General features: G+C 43.3%; 13 protein-coding genes. 5 read left to right on the plus strand and 8 right to left on the minus strand.

Annotation, left to right across the window (positions count from 1 at the left end):
* Positions 1–3 precede the first annotated feature (3 nt).
* The 4 genes from LEP1GSC050_RS04225 to LEP1GSC050_RS04240 all read right to left on the minus strand — a co-directional run bounded on the left by LEP1GSC050_RS04225 (position 4) and on the right by LEP1GSC050_RS04240 (position 4,744).
* Positions 4–807 carry an SDR family oxidoreductase gene (locus tag LEP1GSC050_RS04225; protein ID WP_010568453.1) on the minus strand — a complete coding sequence of 268 codons (804 nt, stop codon included), beginning with the start codon at positions 805–807 and terminating at the stop codon, positions 4–6.
* Positions 808–876: 69 nt separating this feature from the next.
* Positions 877–1,992, minus strand: a complete 1,116-nt coding sequence (locus tag LEP1GSC050_RS04230) for an MBL fold metallo-hydrolase (protein WP_010568452.1) — start codon at positions 1,990–1,992, stop codon at positions 877–879.
* Positions 1,993–2,092: 100 nt separating this feature from the next.
* A complete protein-coding gene (locus LEP1GSC050_RS04235; protein ID WP_010568451.1) occupies positions 2,093–2,461 on the minus strand; it encodes a hypothetical protein in 369 nt (122 codons plus the stop codon).
* Between the two features lie 48 nt (positions 2,462–2,509).
* Positions 2,510–4,744, minus strand: coding sequence for an adenylate/guanylate cyclase domain-containing protein (locus tag LEP1GSC050_RS04240; RefSeq protein WP_010568450.1), 2,235 nt, complete (start codon positions 4,742–4,744; stop codon positions 2,510–2,512).
* A 216-nt stretch (positions 4,745–4,960) separates the two neighbouring features.
* Between LEP1GSC050_RS04240 and LEP1GSC050_RS04245 the strand changes: the two genes are divergently transcribed.
* On the plus strand, positions 4,961–5,440 hold the full coding sequence (locus tag LEP1GSC050_RS04245) for a peroxiredoxin (RefSeq protein WP_010568449.1): 480 nt from the start codon (positions 4,961–4,963) through the stop codon (positions 5,438–5,440).
* Between the two features lies 1 nt (position 5,441).
* Positions 5,442–7,238: a M61 family metallopeptidase gene (locus LEP1GSC050_RS04250; RefSeq protein WP_040911033.1), complete on the plus strand. Its 1,797-nt coding sequence runs from the start codon at positions 5,442–5,444 to the stop codon at positions 7,236–7,238.
* Here LEP1GSC050_RS04250 and LEP1GSC050_RS04255 read toward each other — a convergent pair.
* Positions 7,225–7,977 (minus strand): SDR family NAD(P)-dependent oxidoreductase, encoded by a 753-nt coding sequence (locus tag LEP1GSC050_RS04255; protein ID WP_010568447.1) that lies wholly within the window; start codon positions 7,975–7,977, stop codon positions 7,225–7,227. The two genes, LEP1GSC050_RS04250 and LEP1GSC050_RS04255, sit on opposite strands and share 14 nt — an antisense overlap.
* Positions 7,978–8,072: 95 nt before the next feature.
* Between LEP1GSC050_RS04255 and argB the strand changes: the two genes are divergently transcribed.
* Positions 8,073–8,945, plus strand: coding sequence for an acetylglutamate kinase (gene argB, locus LEP1GSC050_RS04260; protein WP_010568446.1), 873 nt, complete (start codon positions 8,073–8,075; stop codon positions 8,943–8,945).
* Positions 8,946–9,075: 130 nt separating this feature from the next.
* Entirely contained in the window at positions 9,076–10,824 is a 1,749-nt protein-coding gene (locus LEP1GSC050_RS04265; protein ID WP_010568445.1) for a GAF domain-containing SpoIIE family protein phosphatase, read from the plus strand.
* 37 nt (positions 10,825–10,861) lie between these two features.
* On the opposite strand, the gene LEP1GSC050_RS04270 is transcribed toward LEP1GSC050_RS04265, so the two are convergent.
* Positions 10,862–12,157 carry an ATP-dependent 6-phosphofructokinase gene (locus LEP1GSC050_RS04270; protein WP_010568444.1) on the minus strand — a complete coding sequence of 432 codons (1,296 nt, stop codon included), beginning with the start codon at positions 12,155–12,157 and terminating at the stop codon, positions 10,862–10,864.
* Positions 12,158–12,270: 113 nt separating this feature from the next.
* Between LEP1GSC050_RS04270 and LEP1GSC050_RS04275 the strand changes: the two genes are divergently transcribed.
* A complete protein-coding gene (locus LEP1GSC050_RS04275) occupies positions 12,271–13,293 on the plus strand; it encodes an LIC_20087 family outer membrane protein (protein ID WP_010568443.1) in 1,023 nt (340 codons plus the stop codon).
* A 423-nt stretch (positions 13,294–13,716) separates the two neighbouring features.
* On the opposite strand, the gene metH is transcribed toward LEP1GSC050_RS04275, so the two are convergent.
* The gene (gene metH / locus LEP1GSC050_RS04285; protein WP_020987072.1) at positions 13,717–17,454 is read right to left on the minus strand and encodes a methionine synthase; all 3,738 of its coding nucleotides are present in this window, start codon (positions 17,452–17,454) and stop codon (positions 13,717–13,719) included.
* Positions 17,451–17,750: an indolepyruvate ferredoxin oxidoreductase subunit alpha gene (locus tag LEP1GSC050_RS04290; protein ID WP_010568440.1), complete on the minus strand. Its 300-nt coding sequence runs from the start codon at positions 17,748–17,750 to the stop codon at positions 17,451–17,453. Before LEP1GSC050_RS04290 ends, metH begins: the two co-directional genes overlap by 4 nt.
* Positions 17,751–17,759: the final 9 nt, after the last annotated feature.

Raw genomic sequence — 17,759 nt, forward strand, 5'->3', positions numbered from 1 at the left:
AGTCTATACCGAATACGTCGCTTGTTTTTTCTTGCCTTTGCTTCTAAGGGCCGGTCCTAGCAGGAGACCAAGGAAAGGGAAGAAGCCTCCTAGCTTCGCAAGAAACCCTCTTGAACCGGGGACAAGAACTTCTAAAGGTTTGTTAGGGATTACTTTTCGAAAGATGATATTCGAAACGTCTTCGACGGTCAAATATCGATTACCGGAGAAAGTTAAAGAAGCAGATTCGTAATCCTTTTGCAAATCAAGCATCGGAGTTTTTATCGCGTCCGGACATACAGTCGTTACGAAAACGTTTTTCGGTCTCAGTTCTTCCGCGGCTGCCAGAGAGAACCCCCTCACTGCGAATTTGGAGGCGCTGTAAAGCGTTAGCCCGGAAATAGGTGCGACTCCCGCAAGCGATGCGATATTGATTATATGACCTCCCCCTTGATCGATCATACGTAGAGAGGCTTCTCTAGTACCGTACATTAATCCTTTTGAATTGATATCGATGTGTCGATCGATATCTTTCGGTTGAGTTTCGTAGATGTAGCCCGGGAGTAAATATCCGGCGACGTTCATCAAAATATCCAATCGTTCCCATTTTTTATAGAGGAGATTCATTACCTTTTTCCAATCGGCAGCCGAACTGATATCCAATTTCGAAGTAATAACTCTATTTTTTTCCCCTTTCCATTTCGAGGCAAACGCGTTTAACGCTTTTTCGTTAATGTCTGTTAGAAATATTTCATGCCCCCTGGCAAAGGAATCTTCGGCGAGTTTTTGTCCCAATCCGCCGCTAGCACCGGTAATTAATATTTTCATACTTTCCTCTCATTTACTCTGATTCCGGTATGATCGCAAAATCAGAGATACTTTTACGATTTCCTCGGTTTAAACTTCGGACCGAATCGGATCGCCGAATTGGAGTCGGCCGACCGAGAACGTAGGATTCGTACCTGGAAAGAGCCAAAATCCCGTCATTTCCGAGGATGGTACTACATTATAAAATTCAGGATTTCTAGAGGACAATCCGGCGATTTCTTTTTCTAAAACCATGGAAATATATTGGTCCAATCCGATCTCCATAGTATTCCCATTTAGAATGACTTCCATGCCCGTTGTCTTCGCATATTTACGAACGCCCGGGATGCGGGATTTGATGGGCGCGTAGCTATCTGCGCAAACACCGTTTTCGCTAGAAACAAAAATGCCCTCGGGGGTGTGAGCAACCAAACTATGATTTCCATATGTATGCCCGGGAGTTTTGATCAGAGCCACTCCTCCGCCCAGTTCCACATCCGAATCCAAAAGAACGATTCGATCCATTGAAATTCCTCCGGAACCGTTGGGACAATACCAATCTGCCTGAGGCGGTAAGAGTCCTTGAATTGAATTCCATTCTTCCTTCATAACTAAAAGTTTTGCATTAGGAAAATATCCGGGCTGTCCGTTTGCACCCAACCATTTTCGTAAGTCCTGAGTATGCAAATGGTCGTAAGAAATATAATCCACCTGCGAAGGCGCAATCCCGGCATCTGCAAGACATTCCTCTACAGTGTTCAGGATTGGAGCTATGATTTTCTTTCCTATATCTTTAAACGGACCGAAGCTTTCGGCAAATCTCTTAAAGAAAGGCGTTTCGGAATTTCCTTCTAAGTCCGAAGGAGAGAATAAGAGAGTTTTAACTCCTTCGGACGTTTTATACTGTATGATGAAAAGACGATTTACTATATGCATCAGCGGGGTAGGAAGTGCAAACGCATTTAAGAGACCGTACTTGGTCGGATAAGGAACTTTGATCAAATCATAGGACTTATAAAAGATAACTTGCGGACCGGAAAGAATCCTTTCTCTAAATCTTCTCGCTCGTTTGCGAACGTCTTCAAGGCGATCCACAGGGGCAGGGAGATCCCGCGAACCTAGAAAATCCTGAATCGGTTTAATTGTGCGTTCTTTCTTTGAAGAAGAACTTGTTTTTTTTGCTCTAGAAGCGGTCGGCTTTACCATGGATTTCCTCGGAGCCTATTCTCGCTGATGGAACCGCTTCTTGTCAACAAGGAAGGCTTAACATGTAGTCGGGCTGCACATTAAGCGAACAAAGGTTAGTCTAGAAGGGTTTGTATAGAGCGATGTAGCCGACTATTGCTCCGAGGAAAGGAAGAGCGAACCATAAAAACTTTGCCAAGGAAGGTTTTTTATAGAATAGAGTAAGTAATCCGCCAAAGAGTAACCAAAATAAGAATTTCGCAATGATCCAGCCGGGCCAAGGCCAAATAATCCCTAATCGTGCCAGCATACCGAACCCGCCTAATAAAATTAAGAAAAGTCCGATACCGTGGGTCATCGCGATCAATTTTTTTTGCGCGTTCTCCTTCGTACCACCCCCAATCGCATGCAAGGCAATCCCGCCGAAAGCCAAAAACAAAAATAAGATTCCGAGAATATGAACTAATTTGTAAACTGTGTAAGAAATCATCGAGGATACATTCGAACATCACTATCCCGTAGGAAAGCGAAAAAACGTCTATTTTTCCAACAGGTGTTGTACACCGACCCAATTCCCGAGAGGCGGAGTTTCTATATACTCTTGACAACGTTTACGATACAATATCGCGACTATGTCTTCGGGAAAAACCTTCAACGCCTGCTCGAAGTTTACTAATGCGTCTTTAAAGTTACCGACTTTATACAAGATGATTCCGCGCGACACTAAGGGTAATGTCGCTTCCTTTAGCTTGCGAATATGCGGATCGTCGGCTTCATAGACTTCGTAAATAATGATGGGTTGGCTTTTTCCTTTCACGACAACGGAATCCACCTCGCGAATCGCTACATCATCCGAAATTGTCAAGCTGGCTAATGTCTGTTGGGTTATCAGAATGTCGGCTTTATACAGACTCGTAAGACTCTCTAATCTAGAAGCGACGTTAACCGTGTCGCCTATGACAGTCGTATCCAGTCGGTCAGAAGAACCTACGGTTCCCAACATTAAATTACCGGTATTAATTCCTATTCCGATTCTTACGCCTTTTAGATGTCCGCCCTTGACTTCCACATCCAATTCGCGAATCCGCTTCTTCATCGCAATTGCCGCATAAACCGCGCGATCAGCCGCCGACTTCCCTTCCCATTGATCCGGGGATTGAACGGCTCGCTCGGCGGAAAAAAGGGCCAAAATCGCATCTCCCATAAACTTATCCACGAAGCCATCGTATTTTTGAATCAAAGGCTCCATGCTTGCCAAATAGCCGTTGATAAATCGGAAATTTTCCTCGGGAGTCATTTTTTCGGAGATCGTCGTGAAAGACCGAATATCTGTAAATAAAACGCTCATTTCTCGAAGCGCGGAGTCCCCCAAATTCACGTCTACCGCCGAATCTTTCCCGAGAACGCTTAAGAATTGCATGGGAACAAATCGAAAGAAAGCGTTCTTTTGTCTGGCTAATTCCAGCTTTTGATGACTGAGTTCTATATTTAAATCCTCGGATTGTTTATAAAGTTCGATGAAACGATTCGCTAAAATTGTCGTTAAGGATATTACGAATAAAAGATATGCGAATTGAGTAAACCGAATCCCGAGCTGGAAGAAGACCGAATCAAGTATATCATAGATTGCAATAAATACTATGACGAACATACTGATCGCCATTAACGAGGCATCTTTCTTGCGGAGATATACCGCCTTCCCGATGAAATATAAAAGATAAATTAAAGTGGGCACCATTGAAAATTGCCAGAGACGTAAGCTCGTCATGAGAAACCGAAATGGGGCCAATAAGGAGAAGAAAAAGATCACAAAACTCCAACCTGCAATTATCAGAATCGGAAGATTCGGTAGCGCTCGCCCGTAAAAGTAATCATGCAAGAAAAGTAGAAACAGGGAGGCCAATAAAGCTACGGATCCGTATTCTACCCTCGTTATTACGGCGGTATCCGCAATGACTTCAAAAGAAAGGGAAGAACGACAAAGAGAATAAACCGCCATCGCGATTGAAAAGACACCGAAATAGAGATTGTATTTATCCGCGGTTCGCTTTGAAAAAATCAACAAGTGATATAAACCGAAAAAAACGTATATCGTATTTAGACTTAGATTTAATAAGACGCCGGCCTCTCGCGTAAAATCCAAATTCTTGTTTATTGAATATTCCCCATCCACATAAAAACCCAGGTCGGGATTTCGCGGAGCTAAAAGTTCCGGAAGCGCAACTGCCGGTGCGTCACCGATTAAACGAAATACTAAAATATTCGACCCTTGCTTTAATAGGCTAGAATCCAAAGGTAATCGAAGTTGACGAATCGTTCTTCTCCGTTCGATCTGTCCGTCCAGGGCCAAATGAACTTCGCTTTTTAGCAAATGGCCGTTAAGAAAAATTTCCCAGTTTTCTCCTATCGAATTGATGAATAGTGAAATCGGCTCGATGAAGTAGTATTGCTTCGGATCTTCCTGCAGAACAAAGCGCGTCTGAAGAGTAAATTCCTTCGTCCCGCTGGAAATCGCACTATCGTAAATCGCATTCAAAACGACTGGAAAGGATTCGATCTTCCTGACTTCATTCGTATTTTCGTCGAATCCGTTTTTATACTCGGGAAGAAACCCTTCCAACGAGTACCAATCGAGTCGTTTGAGATCTATATCTTTCCAATGTGTCGACGATACGGTCTCCTCGGCGATCAAAGGAAGACAGAAAATTAGGGATAGAGAGAGAAACCAAGAAAAAATCGAAATTTGAACGTCCGTCTTATGTTTAAGCGACATGCGTTATGTTTATATTCCTATTCCCGGAGGGGATTTCTGATAAAAAGACCTTTCCAAAAGACGGGGCATGAGTGTTTCGGCCACCCTGACGTTCCGGAACGAGGTATTCTATTTGATGAGCAAAAGCATGATAATTCAAGTTTTTTACGGCAATTTTTTCCTTTTCCCCGACGGGAAATTTAGTACAACTATCCTGAAAAGAGGAGGAAGAAGCTCATGGTGGACAAATGGGAAGGCAAGAAATTGCCGGATGTAAGCTTAGAAAGCAGTACCGGGGGCACCGTTCATTTACCGAAGGATGCCGAGGGTTCCTGGACCTTGTTGTATTTTTATCCGAAAGATGACACTCCCGGTTGCACCAAACAAGCTTGCTCCTATAGAGATCATTTGGAAGACTTTCGGAAAGCCGGCGCAAAAGTTTTCGGAATCAGTTCCGACTCCTTGGACAGTCATAAGAATTTCATTAACAAATTCAATATAAGTTTCCCTCTTTTATCCGATCCGCATCAAACCTTGAGCGGGCAGTTAGGAGTTTATGGAGATCAGGAATGGCAAGGCAGAGTATTCAAAGGATTATCTCGTGATACGTTCTTATTAGGACCCGACGGTACCATTAAGAAAGTTTGGAGAAAAGTGGATCCAACTAAGACAGTCTCCGAAACTCTGGATGAAATTTTAAAGGCGGCTCGAGCCTAGCGTGGGAATTAAGTTTTTTCTAGACACTTACCTACCTCATCAACATTACCTACAGGTGGAAATGGAGGTCCACCCCAAGAAGAAGGAAACCTTTCTTTCTATCCCGACCTGGTCCCCTGGGTCGTATAAAATTAGAGATTATGCGAAGTCCATTCATAAAGTACGTTTAGTAAATCCTAAATCAGGATGGACCATCGAACAAACGGACTTAGATACTTGGAAAGTATATTCCAAAGGAGAAACGTTTCACGTTTCGTATCTCGTATACGGCTATGAACACACGGTTCGCACGAATTATTTTACCAGCGAGTTTATGCTAATCCATCCGCCTGCGACATTTTTATATGCCAAAGATTTAATAACTTCCGAAGTAGAGGTTTCCTGGAAATCTATCGCACCGTTCAAGCACTGCTATACCGGATTAAAACGAAAAGAGAACGCGAAGTTAACCTGGAAGGCTTCGAATATCGACGAATTATTTGACAGCCCGATTCTTCTTAGTAACGAGAAGGAAATCGGTTTCGAAACACGATCCTGCCATTTCGATCTTGTCGTTCTAGGGAATATCCCGAATACGGAAAAGCGGAAAATAGCCGCCGATCTTTCCAAAGTAGTGGATATGCAAATTCGATGCATGGGTGGAACCGAAAATTCGTATTATTTATTCATACTTGATATGACGGAAAATCTGTACGGCGGTTTGGAACATCTCAATTGCAGTGTAAACCAGTTCGATCCGATCGGCGCCTTTTCCGGGGAAAATTATCGAACTTTAATCGAACTTCTTTCTCACGAATATTTTCATCATTGGAACGTAAAACGGATTCGACCCATCGCTTTGGGTCCGTTCGATTATCAAAAACCCAACCTGACAAAAGAGCTCTGGATTGCGGAGGGAATTACCAGCTTTTTTGACGCTTATTTTCTGCTATTATGCGACATTTATAACCCGCAACAATATCTCAATAAACTCTGGAAGGACATTCGGGAACTTGAAGAATCCGAAGGCGAAAGCTGGATGAGTTTAGAAGAGTCCAGCTTTACGGCCTGGACTAAATATTATAATCGCCCTCTGGATCCGAATTTCGGAAACACCGGAATCTCTTATTATACGAAGGGAGCGATCCTGTCATTGAGTTTTCAGTTATTCGTTCTCTCGGAAACAGAAGGAAAGAAGTCCTTACTGGACATCATGCGTGAGCTTTATAAAAACTATTATCTGGAAAAAAAGCGGGGGTTCACTAAAGCCGAATTTTTTCAAGCGGCAAAGAAAGTGGTAGGAGTGGATTTGAAACTCGAATTCGATCCTTACATAACGGAACCGAAAAGGATACCGATCGAGAAGTACCTTGCTAAAATCGGAATTGAAAGAACTTCGTCGCCGCCCGAGTTGGAGCCCGGCTTTAGAGCCAGGGACGAGAAAGGAAGACTCGTTTTGAGTAAGATAAACCTTTCCAAGCCCATCAAAAATACCGATTTAAGCACAGGGGACGAATGGATCTCCATCGACGGAATTCGAGCCCTACCCAATAATTTCAAAGACTTATTAAAAAAATATAAACCGGGACAAAAAGCCGAACTTTTAATCTCAAGACGCGGAACGATTCTGAAGCGTAAAATTCAATTCGATAAAAAGCCTTCTTCTAACGAACTTTGGATAAACGATAAAGTCGACGAAACCACTTTATCATTGCGAGAAATATTCCTCTCTCTTAAACCCAGGCGAAATATTGTAAGTAAGGTGGAATCAAAAAAGAAGAAAATCGGAGTGGCCGCAAAGACGATTAAATCGCGGTGATGCCTCCGTCTACCGCCCAATTGGCCCCGTTAACATACCGAGAATCTTTCGAAAGTAAAAAGGAAGCTACGCGAGCAATCTCTTCGGGATCCGCAATCGTTTTTGTCGGCGTAATCGAGAGTATTTTTTTTCGGTGATCGTCGACCTGATCCTCCCGGATTCCCATTTTTGTTTCAATGTATCCTGGGCTGATCGCATTTGCAGTGATTCCAAATTCTCCCCATTCTGCAGCTACGGATTTTACGAACCCGGCTAAGCCGTGTTTGGAAGCGGAATAAGCGACCGACAGAGCACTCCCCTTGATCGAAAGGGACGAGGCGATATAAATCAAACGGCCGAATCTTTGGGTCGATAAGATCGGTAAAAGTGCCTGCGTTATTTGAAAAGCCGAACGAAGGTTAATCGAAAATATCGCATCCCATTCTTCTAATGTAACTTCCGTGATTTTATGATAGGGACCTCCGTATCCTGCGCAATGTACAAATCCTATTAAGCGACGTTCTTCTCCGGAGGATGCGAAGTTTTTCGCGAATGATTTACATTCTTCCCGAACACGAACGGCGGAAGCAAGATCTATAGGAACGAAAGATTCTCCCGACTGGACTGTCTCAGGTTGATTCTTATCCCAATTCCATACGGAGTAGCCGGCTGCAGTAAAATTTCGAACTAAAGCTCTTCCTAAGCCTCCGCTGCCACCTGTAACTAAAATGGAACCGAATTCTAAAGGGTTTTTTAACAATTGTTTACCGGTTTTAAAAAGGTCGATCGATAGAGAAGAACCTTCCCCGTATTTCCGAATCGACAGGGAGAGGCGGAGCGATTTCCCTGTTTGGTATGGAACAATCTTTAGAACGGGTCAACCATATTCTTGAAGCCCTTCCCTATATCACAAAATATTCCGGTAAGACTGTCGTGATTAAATATGGCGGTGCCGCGATGGCAAAAGCGGATTTGAAAGAATCGTTTGCGAAGGATATAGTCCTTCTCAAATACGTGGGGATTCATCCTGTGATCGTTCATGGTGGTGGGCCGGAGATCAATAGACTTTTGGACTCACTTCACATTCCTACTGAGTTCGTTCACGGTCATCGAGTGACTAACGCCGAGACAATGGATGTCGTGGAAATGGTTCTCACTGGCAAAGTGAATAAACAGATTGTTTCCATGATCAATGCCGAAGGCGGGAACGCAGTCGGACTTTCCGGAAAAGACGGTAATTTAGCCGAGGCTTCTAAAACAAAAATTGAAATCGAGGTAGAAGGAGCGGCCCCCCAATTAGTCGATGTGGGATTGGTGGGTAAAATAGACAAGATCGATCCGACAGTCGTTCTGTCTCTCCAGGAAAAAGGGTTCATTCCTGTGATTTCCCCCGTCGCGGAATCGATCAAGGGAGAATCCTTAAATATTAATGCGGATACTTTCGCCGGCGAACTTGCAGGGGCCCTTAAAGCGGAAAAGTTAATTCTTCTCACCGACACGAGCGGAATTTTGATAGATGGAAAACTCGTAACCGGCCTAAATAGAGCCTTGGTAAAAGATTATATTCGTAAAGGAGAGATAACGGGTGGGATGATTCCGAAAGTCGAATGTTGCCTTACCGCAATCGACCAGGGCGTCCGAAGAACTCATATTATAGACGGAAGAGTTCCGCATTCAATTCTAATTGAAATTTTCACCGACCAAGGAATCGGATCGTTGATAGAGTGATAAATTTCCTCAACTTCGACCTACGCGCCGGAAAGTTCCCGAATCTCCTTGACAAAGCAGAGCTTTAGGCTGAAATACAATTTCTCCGAAGCCAGAACCCTTATTTTTGCGAAGTCACTGAACTAGCCTCATGAGTTTTAAGCAGCTCTCTCTTTCCTTAATTTCCGATATCACCGCCCGCATCAACTCCACTGATAATTTGGAGGAGTTGCTGGGAATTATCATAGAAACTACCAAAGACGTTTTAAATACCGAGGGATGCTCCTTATTGCTGTACGATAAGGAAGAAGATTGCTTAGTATTTCAAATTGCCAAGGGCGACAAAGGGGAATCTCTTACCGAACTGAAGGTTCCTCGCGGCAAGGGGATTGCCGGAATGGTTTTGGAAAGTCTGGAGCCCGTGATTACGAACGATGCGGCTAATGACCCTCGTATTTATAGAAATATCGATCAAGCAGTAGGATTTACGACTCGGAATCTGATTTGCGTTCCCATGAAAACTCAAGGGGAAATTCAGGGAGTGTTAGAGGCGGTTAATTCCAACGAACGCCCCGATTTTACTTCGAAAGATATTAGAATTTTAGAATACCTCTCGGATTTGGCCGCTATTGCCATACGAAATAGACGCCTCATCAAAGACCTCAAAGACAGGGCGCGGGAACTCGACTGTCTGTACCAGATTTCCCAAGCTATTTCGAATATCAGCGAATTGGATCAGTTTTTAAACCTAACCGTCCATTCGATTTCCGACGTGCTAGGCGCGGAAAGGGTTTCTTTAATTTTCCAGAATCCACGGACTAAATCTTTCGAACTTTCTAAATCCATCGGTTTTGGAATCGAAGAAGAATCCCAACTTGTGGACGAGTCGCAAGGAATTCTGAATCGAATTCTTTCCGACGGGAAACCTTTGCTCGTTCAAGGACAAACCGATATCGACCCGAATCTTTTAAATCCTATCCGATATAAAACGAGGTCATTTGTTTCAGTACCGATCAGACAGGATGGAAAAATTATCGGAATATTAAACGCTGCCGATAAAAAGAGCGGCGACAGTTTCTCTTCGCAAGATCTTTCCATTTTAAGTACGATATCAAATCAAATTGCGGAAGCTTATAATAGCCTCCTCGTTAAAAATCAGAAAGAAAAACTGACCTCGATCCGACGAGATATGCAAATCGCCTCCCAGATCCAGCTCAATTCACTGCCGAGTATCCCCAAGAAAATGCACTTACTGGAGATCGAAACCGCTTATACCGCTTCCAAAGAGATCGGGGGAGATTTTTATGATCTTGTTTATCATAATCCGGACGAAATTAGCCTATTAATAGCGGACGTTTCCGGAAAAGGAATCTCCGCCGCGCTTTTTATGGAATTTTCCAAAACGATCATTGCGGACGAAGTAGCTCGCAATTCTTCGACGAGTATCAGCTTAATGGGGGCAAACCGTATTATTCAGGAGAAATCCGGATACTTTATGTTCGTAACCGTAATGTTGATTCGAATCAACATGCTCAAGAAAAGAATTCGTTATTCAAGCGCCGGCCACAACGAGCAACTTTTGTACAAAGCTAAAGACAAGAAAGTTGTGATGCTTTCCGGAAAAGGGATGCCTCTCGGTATCAAAGAATCCGAGATTGAAGAGCATGAAGTAGAATACCAACCCGGAGATTTAGTCGTTCTCTATACCGATGGAGTTAGTGAAACGACCAACGAAACTCGGGAAATGTACGGATTAGAAAATCTTGCAAAACTTATCGAACGTAACGGGGACATGCCTGTAGAAAATCTGAAAGATTTGATCTTAGATACGACGGATGCGTTCAGAGGGGAAGCCGACCCCCATGACGATTATACTCTAGTCCTAGTCCGACTGAATTGAGATTCCGTGGTCGTGGTTTGGTTTGTAGGAACTATGACTAGCGATTAGTCATCCGAGGCGGCTGTCCGGTGGAAGCGAGGAGAGTCCGCCATAACGTGCTCTTATTCGGCTGCAAGACCTTTCTTTCCTGAATAGCGAGATCGATAGGTAAATGGGTGAATACATTATTCCAAATTCCGATTACCATATCCGTTTTTCCGGCCATGCCCGCGTGAACCGCATTCTGAGCTAGAAAACCGCAGAAAATAGAATCTTCCGGATTAGCAGGAATCGACCGGATTATATAACTGGGATCGATGTATTTTACGTTGGTTTCTATATTCTCTTTTTTAAAAAACTCTATAATTTTATTCTTCAAAAAGACTCCGATATCGCCGAGTTTTAAGTTCCCGGACGCATCCCTTTCCTCATTTTTTCCGAAGAATTTCTGTCCGGCGCCTTCGGCAACGATGATGACTGCGTGCTTTCTTTTTAAAATTCGATCTTTAAGAATTTCTAGAAAGGCACCCTTCCCATCTAAATCAAAATCGACCTCAGGAATTAGGCAGTAATTCACGTTCTGAGATGCGAGGGCGGCATTGACTGCAATAAAACCGGAATGGCGACCCATTAGTTTTACGACCCCGATTCCGTTAGGTGCACCCTTCGCTTCAACGTGGGCACATTCTACTGCTTCCATTGCTTTTGAAAATGCAGTAGAAAATCCGAATGTTTTTTGGACATAATTAATATCGTTATCGATGGTCTTCGGAATTCCAATGACAGAGATTTCTTCGTTTCGTTTTTCAATTTCTCGAACGATTTCCTTTGCTCCACGTAATGTCCCGTCGCCGCCGATGCAGAATAGAACCTTTACTCCGTAGAGAGCAAGTGTATCTACCATATCTTCCGGAGCCTGATTTCCTCGCGACGAGGCAAGGATGGTTCCTCCGTCAGCACCTATATGGGCGACATTTTCCGGTGTCAGTTCTATCGGGCGATGAGCGTAGCGTTTCACTAACCCCTGGTACCCGTAAGGAAAACCAAGAATTCTTCGAACCCCATAGCGATATGTCAATTCCATTACGATCCCGCGAATGACATCATTAATACCGGGACAAAGTCCACCGCAGGTAACAATTCCAGCCGTTACATTTTGCGGATCGAAATAAATTTTTTCCCGAGGGCCTGCCTGTTCAAAGAAATCTACTTCAGATTCGAGGTAATGCTTCCAATCCTCTCGATTCTCGAAAACCGTCCTGAAAATAGCCTTTGATTCTTCCGGTGTGTAATATTCGTAACCGGCCGGACTTTCTATTCTACATTCGCCAAAATTCTTTATTTTTGTCTTCATCCCGGTTTTTCCTTAATATCATACATAGGCGTTCCCTTTTTTTCGACGTTTCAAATTGATTTTTCATTGGCAACAGGGATTCCTTCGTCATATATCATTAATAGAGGATGTAAATGGGAAGAAAGATTCTAAAAAAGAACTCAGCTCGTCCCATATTACGATCTGCCACCATTTTCTTTTTACCGGTTTTCCTTGGGTTATCAATGACTTACGCTGAAACAGATTCGGGTCTTTTTTGGGACTCGTTTGGCGTTTTTAGTTCACCTGAACAATCTTCGCCAAAAAACGTCAATGACGGAAAGGAAAAAAGCGTAGAAGAAGAAAAACCAGTTTTATTCTTCTCAGCATTTACTTTTAAAGGTCCATTCGAAGCAAAACTTCTGAGCGGTCTCATCCCGACAGAAAATCAAGCTTGGGAATCGATCCCGGGAATGAATACTCTTCTTCCAAAGCCGCCCCAGATCGTTAGAGGCCGACGTGAATTCTTTGCCCTATACCCTTCTCTGGGGAAAGAAGAAATTTTCGTTATGGCATTGTCGGTGGCAAATCAGCCGAAACCAGGTTCCGGCGAAGCATATGTAGGAGCTACGACGGAACGCCGAGCATTTGATGCGTTGACTGACGTTCGAAGCCAAAGCACTTCACTACCTGGCGTAAATCAAAATATTTCGCGAGGAATAGATAACCAAGCCGGTAATTTATTGCTTGGATATATTGCGGGTCATGCCGGAATTCATATGGGATTAGGGATGAGAATGGCTGGGAACGGTGTAGGTTTAGCCGTTCCAGAATCCGCCAAATCATCGATCGGAGTAAGCTACTCTGTTTTTTCTGGAACAAGCAGCCAAAACCAATTAGATTTCTTCTTACAAGTTTCGGGAGTTAAGCGATTTAACGACAAAACCCTAATTCCAGTCGAACCTCCGGTTGCACTCAAAGGCTGGCCTCAAGGGTATGAATATTATGTCAATCCTGGGTTTTCTGTCTCTACACGAAATCTACGTTTTGAAGGTTTAGTTCGTGTTCCCCTCCATCAACCGTTTCCGACTACCGACGGAGTACTTACATCTGAAATCCAAGGGCAGTTAGGAGTGAAATATAGTTTTTCAGAAAGTTCTCCAAACTTGCCTAAATGATGGAAACGAGGAATTTGTCTTAGTTACTACATTTTTTACCGGCTTAGAAGGGAAGCAGGTTTATTCCTTTTTCTCCTGGATATCGTCGAAGTTCCTACAAGCCCTGTTTTTCAAACGAGAGTTTCAAATCTAACTTATTAATAAGATGCTTCTTCCTCGAAATCCGAATCGTCTTCAGCAATTGCCCCTGATCTTCTGCAAAAACCTCAATCCAAGTTTCATTTATTGGACATGAGTGATCCTCACAAGCCCACTCGATAGCTCTTAGGGAAGCTACGGATCCCCCGATTCTCTTTCGAATTTCCGACGCTAACCAAGGATGGAATGAGAATTCCGAATTTGGATAACAAATTTCCGAAAATTCTGCATGCGTCTCCAATATCTTTGTAGGAACTTCTACCATCGTCAAATCGCTCCTTTTTATTAGACGGTAGGAACGACTTCTTTGGGATCATAAGCTAAATTGGGTGAAAGCCATCTTTCAATTTCAGCTACACTCGTATTTTTGCGCTTAGCATAGTCCTCAATCTGATCGCGATTAATTTTTGCTACGGCGAAATATTTTGAATCAGGGTGAGCAAAATACAGTCCACTTACGGAACTTGCAGGCCACATAGCAAAATGCTCCGTCAAGGTTATACCCGTATTTTTTTCAACCTGCAAAAGATCAAACAGAGTACGCTTCTCCGTGTGGTCCGGACTTGCCGGGTAACCAGCGGCAGGACGAATACCTTGATATTTTTCCCGAATAAGATCCTCTACAGGAAGATTTTCTTCGGAAGCATACCCCCAATATTCCTTTCGAACTTTAAGATGCATATACTCGGCAAACGCTTCCGCCAGCCGATCTCCTAAAGCTTTCGCCATAATTGAGTTATAATCATCCAATTTTGAGTCGAAGATCTTCGCAAACTCTTCGACCCCATGCCCCGACGTAACTGCAAAACCGCCGATATAATCGGTCAACCCGGTTTCCTGGGGAGCGATGAAATCGGCCAAGCAATAATTCGGCTCCTGCTTATCTTCTTTCGAAATCTGCTGACGAAGCGTATGAAAAACACAGAGAATCTTTGATTTCGTTTCATCTTCATAAACTTCAATATCATCGCCAACGCTATTGGCAGGAAAAATACCAATCACACCCTTCGCTTTATAACGTTTATTCTTAACGATATCTTCCAAAAGCCTACGCGCATCTTCGTATAATTCTTTCGCCTGCTTTCCATAAATTTCACTTTCTAATATAGACGGAAAGCGACCCTTTAATTCCCAGGCCTGAAAGAAAGGTGACCAATCAATATACGGAACTAAAGTTTCTAATGAAATCTCTTCATCAAAGACTTTCACTCCGGTGATATTCGGTTTTGAAATTGTAATCGCATTCCAATCCGAAATAAATCTGTTCTCCCTTGCTTCCTCGATTGAAACTAATTTTCGCTCGCTTCTAGTATTGAAATAAATCTCACGTTGTGATTTCTGATCTAATTTAATTTGTTCAACATATTCGTCTCGCAACGATGGGTTCAATAGCTTCCCTACAACATTTACGACTCGCGAAGCATCAATAACATGAACGACAGGATGATCATATTTTTCAGCTATTTTTACCGCAGTATGTGCCGAACTTGTAGTAGCTCCTCCTATGAGCAACGGAACGGTAAAACCGGTTCTTTGCATTTCGGAAGCAACATATACCATCTCATCCAGAGATGGAGTGATCAACCCGGATAAGCCGATTATATCCGCTTTTTGTGCTTTAGCTTCCTCTAATATTTTTTCGCAAGGAACCATCACCCCTAAATCTACCACCTCGTAGTTATTGCAGGCAAGCACCACGGAGACGATATTCTTACCGATGTCATGAACATCACCTTTTACAGTCGCAATTAGAAATTTTAGTTTTTGCGAAACTTGAGCCTGCCTTTTATTTTCCTCTTCCATGAACGGCAAAAGATACGCCACTGCCTTTTTCATAACACGAGCGCTTTTTACTACTTGCGGAAGAAACATTTTTCCGGAGCCGAATAAATCACCGACAACTCTCATCCCGTCCATCATCGGGCCTTCAATAACACTCAACGGTCGGTCGTATTTTACCCTAGCCTCTTCCGTATCTTGCTCAATGAATTCAACAATTCCTTTAACTAAAGCATGCTCAAGACGTTGTTCAACGGAACCGGATCTCCATACGTCTTCTTTTTTATCGACCTTATCGCCGGCTTTAACAGTTTCCGCAAAATCGATTAGTCGCTCCGTTGAATCCGGTCTGCGATTTAAAAGTACGTCTTCGACGAGTTCCAGCAGGTCCTTAGGTATCTCCTCGTAAACGGCAAGCATACCAGCGTTTACGATGGCCATATCTAAACCTGCTTGAATTGCATGATATAAAAAGGCAGCATGCATTGCCTCCCTAACGGGATTATTGCCCCGGAAAGAAAAGGAGATATTACTTAATCCACCGCTAATTTTTGCTCCGGGGCATTTTATTTTAATTTCGCGAATCGCTTCAATAAAATCGACCGCATAATTATTATGCTCTTCGATTCCGGTCCCGACAGTCAAAATATTCGGATCGAAAATAATGTCTGACGGAGAATAATCTGCCTCGTTGATTAATAATTCATAAGCTCGCTTGCAAATCCTGACCTTCTCATCCTTACTTGCCGCCTGCCCTTGCTCATCAAACGCCATGACTATAACTGCTGCGCCATATCTCCTAACTTGACGAGCTTGAGCTAGAAACTTTTCCTCTCCCTCTTTCAAAGAAATGGAATTCACGATCGGCTTACCTTGAATACACTTTAGTCCAGCTTCCAACACGGACCACTTAGAGCTGTCGACCATGAACGGTACTTTTGCGATATCCGGTTCTACCGCTATTAAGTTTAAGAATTGAGTCATGGAAGCTTCGCCATCAAGCAAAGCTTCATCAAAATTTATGTCTATTATATTTGCGCCTGCTTCGACCTGCTGTAAAGCGACCGCAACGGCTTCTTCGAAATTTCCATCCAAAATCAGTTTTTTAAACTTTGGCGATCCGGTAACATTCGTTCTTTCACCTACCATTATGAATCCTTTATCCGGTGTAAGATTTAAAGGTTCTAGTCCAGACAATCTAGTAAAATCCGCAATCGTAGGTATTATTCTAGGCGGATTACCGACAACTGCTTTTGCTGCTGCCGCGATATGATCCGGAGTAGTTCCACAACACCCGCCGGCGATATTCAACCAGCCAGCCGCTGAAAATTCTCCTAAGAATTTTCCGAATTCTTCCGGAGTTTGGTCGTAGCCTCCGAATGCGTTAGGTAGTCCTGCATTCGGATAACAACTTATAAAACAGTCTGCGACTCTAGAAAGTTCTTCGATATACGGTCTCATTTCCGCGGCACCTAGCGCGCAATTGATTCCAACCGACAACGGATTTGCATGATAAACGGAATTATAGAAGGCCTCGATAGTTTGTCCGGAAAGCGTTCGACCAGATGCGTCTGTGATCGTCACGGATAGAGAAACCGGTAGCCTCACTTTGAGATCTTCAAATACGTTTTCTATAGCGACAATCGCAGCTTTAAGATTAAGCGTATCGATATTTGTTTCGGGAAGAAGTAAATCCACGCCTTCTTCAACGAGAGCCCTTACTTGTTCATAAAAGGTTTCTACCAATTCGTCAAAGGTAATGGCGCGAAATGCTGGGTCATTTACATCCGGGGAGAGGGAAAGCGTTTTATTTGTAGGTCCAAAGGCCCCGGCTAAGAAAACCGGGCGACTCGGTTCTTGCAGTTTGAATTTTTGAATAGCGGATTTAGCTACCTTAACTGCGGCACGATTAAGCTCGTCGACAATGGATTCCATCGCATAATCCGCTTGGGAAATATTATTTGCATTGAATGTGTTTGTTTCTATTATATTAGCGCCGGACCGCAAAAATTCCAAATGGATACTTTCAATTATGTCCGGCTGGGTAAGCACAAGTAGATCATTATTTCCTTTTAAGGAAGAAGTATGATTTGCAAACCGTTCTCCTCTATACGCCGTCTCGTCCAAATTATGCCGTTGAATCATCGTGCCCATTGCACCGTCCAAGACAAGAATTCTCTCTTGCAACAGAGTAATCAGTTCTTTAGCTTTTGAATTTGTATATGCCGGGAATTTTTTTTTCATAATGATTTAGTATTGCACGGTTCTTTTAATAAAGGTCTTTTTAACTCACGAATGACAGGTAGGAACTTCGACTCCACCGCATTTTTTAAAATCCAATCCTTCCAGATCGGTGGGACTTCATCCTCGGGGAAAATCGCGTTTGCGGGACACTCCCGCAAACAGTCGTTACAATGGATACAAACGTCCGGATCAATTAGAACAAGGTTCTCGCTTTCCCGAAATGCTTCCACCGGGCAGGCAGCGGCACAGTAAGTATACTTACACCCTACGCAAGGTTCAGTAACGACATATGCCAAAATTCACCT

The sequence above is a fragment of the Leptospira broomii serovar Hurstbridge str. 5399 genome (assembly GCF_000243715.2).
In the GTDB taxonomy this organism is placed as follows: Bacteria; Spirochaetota; Leptospiria; order Leptospirales; family Leptospiraceae; genus Leptospira_B; species Leptospira_B broomii.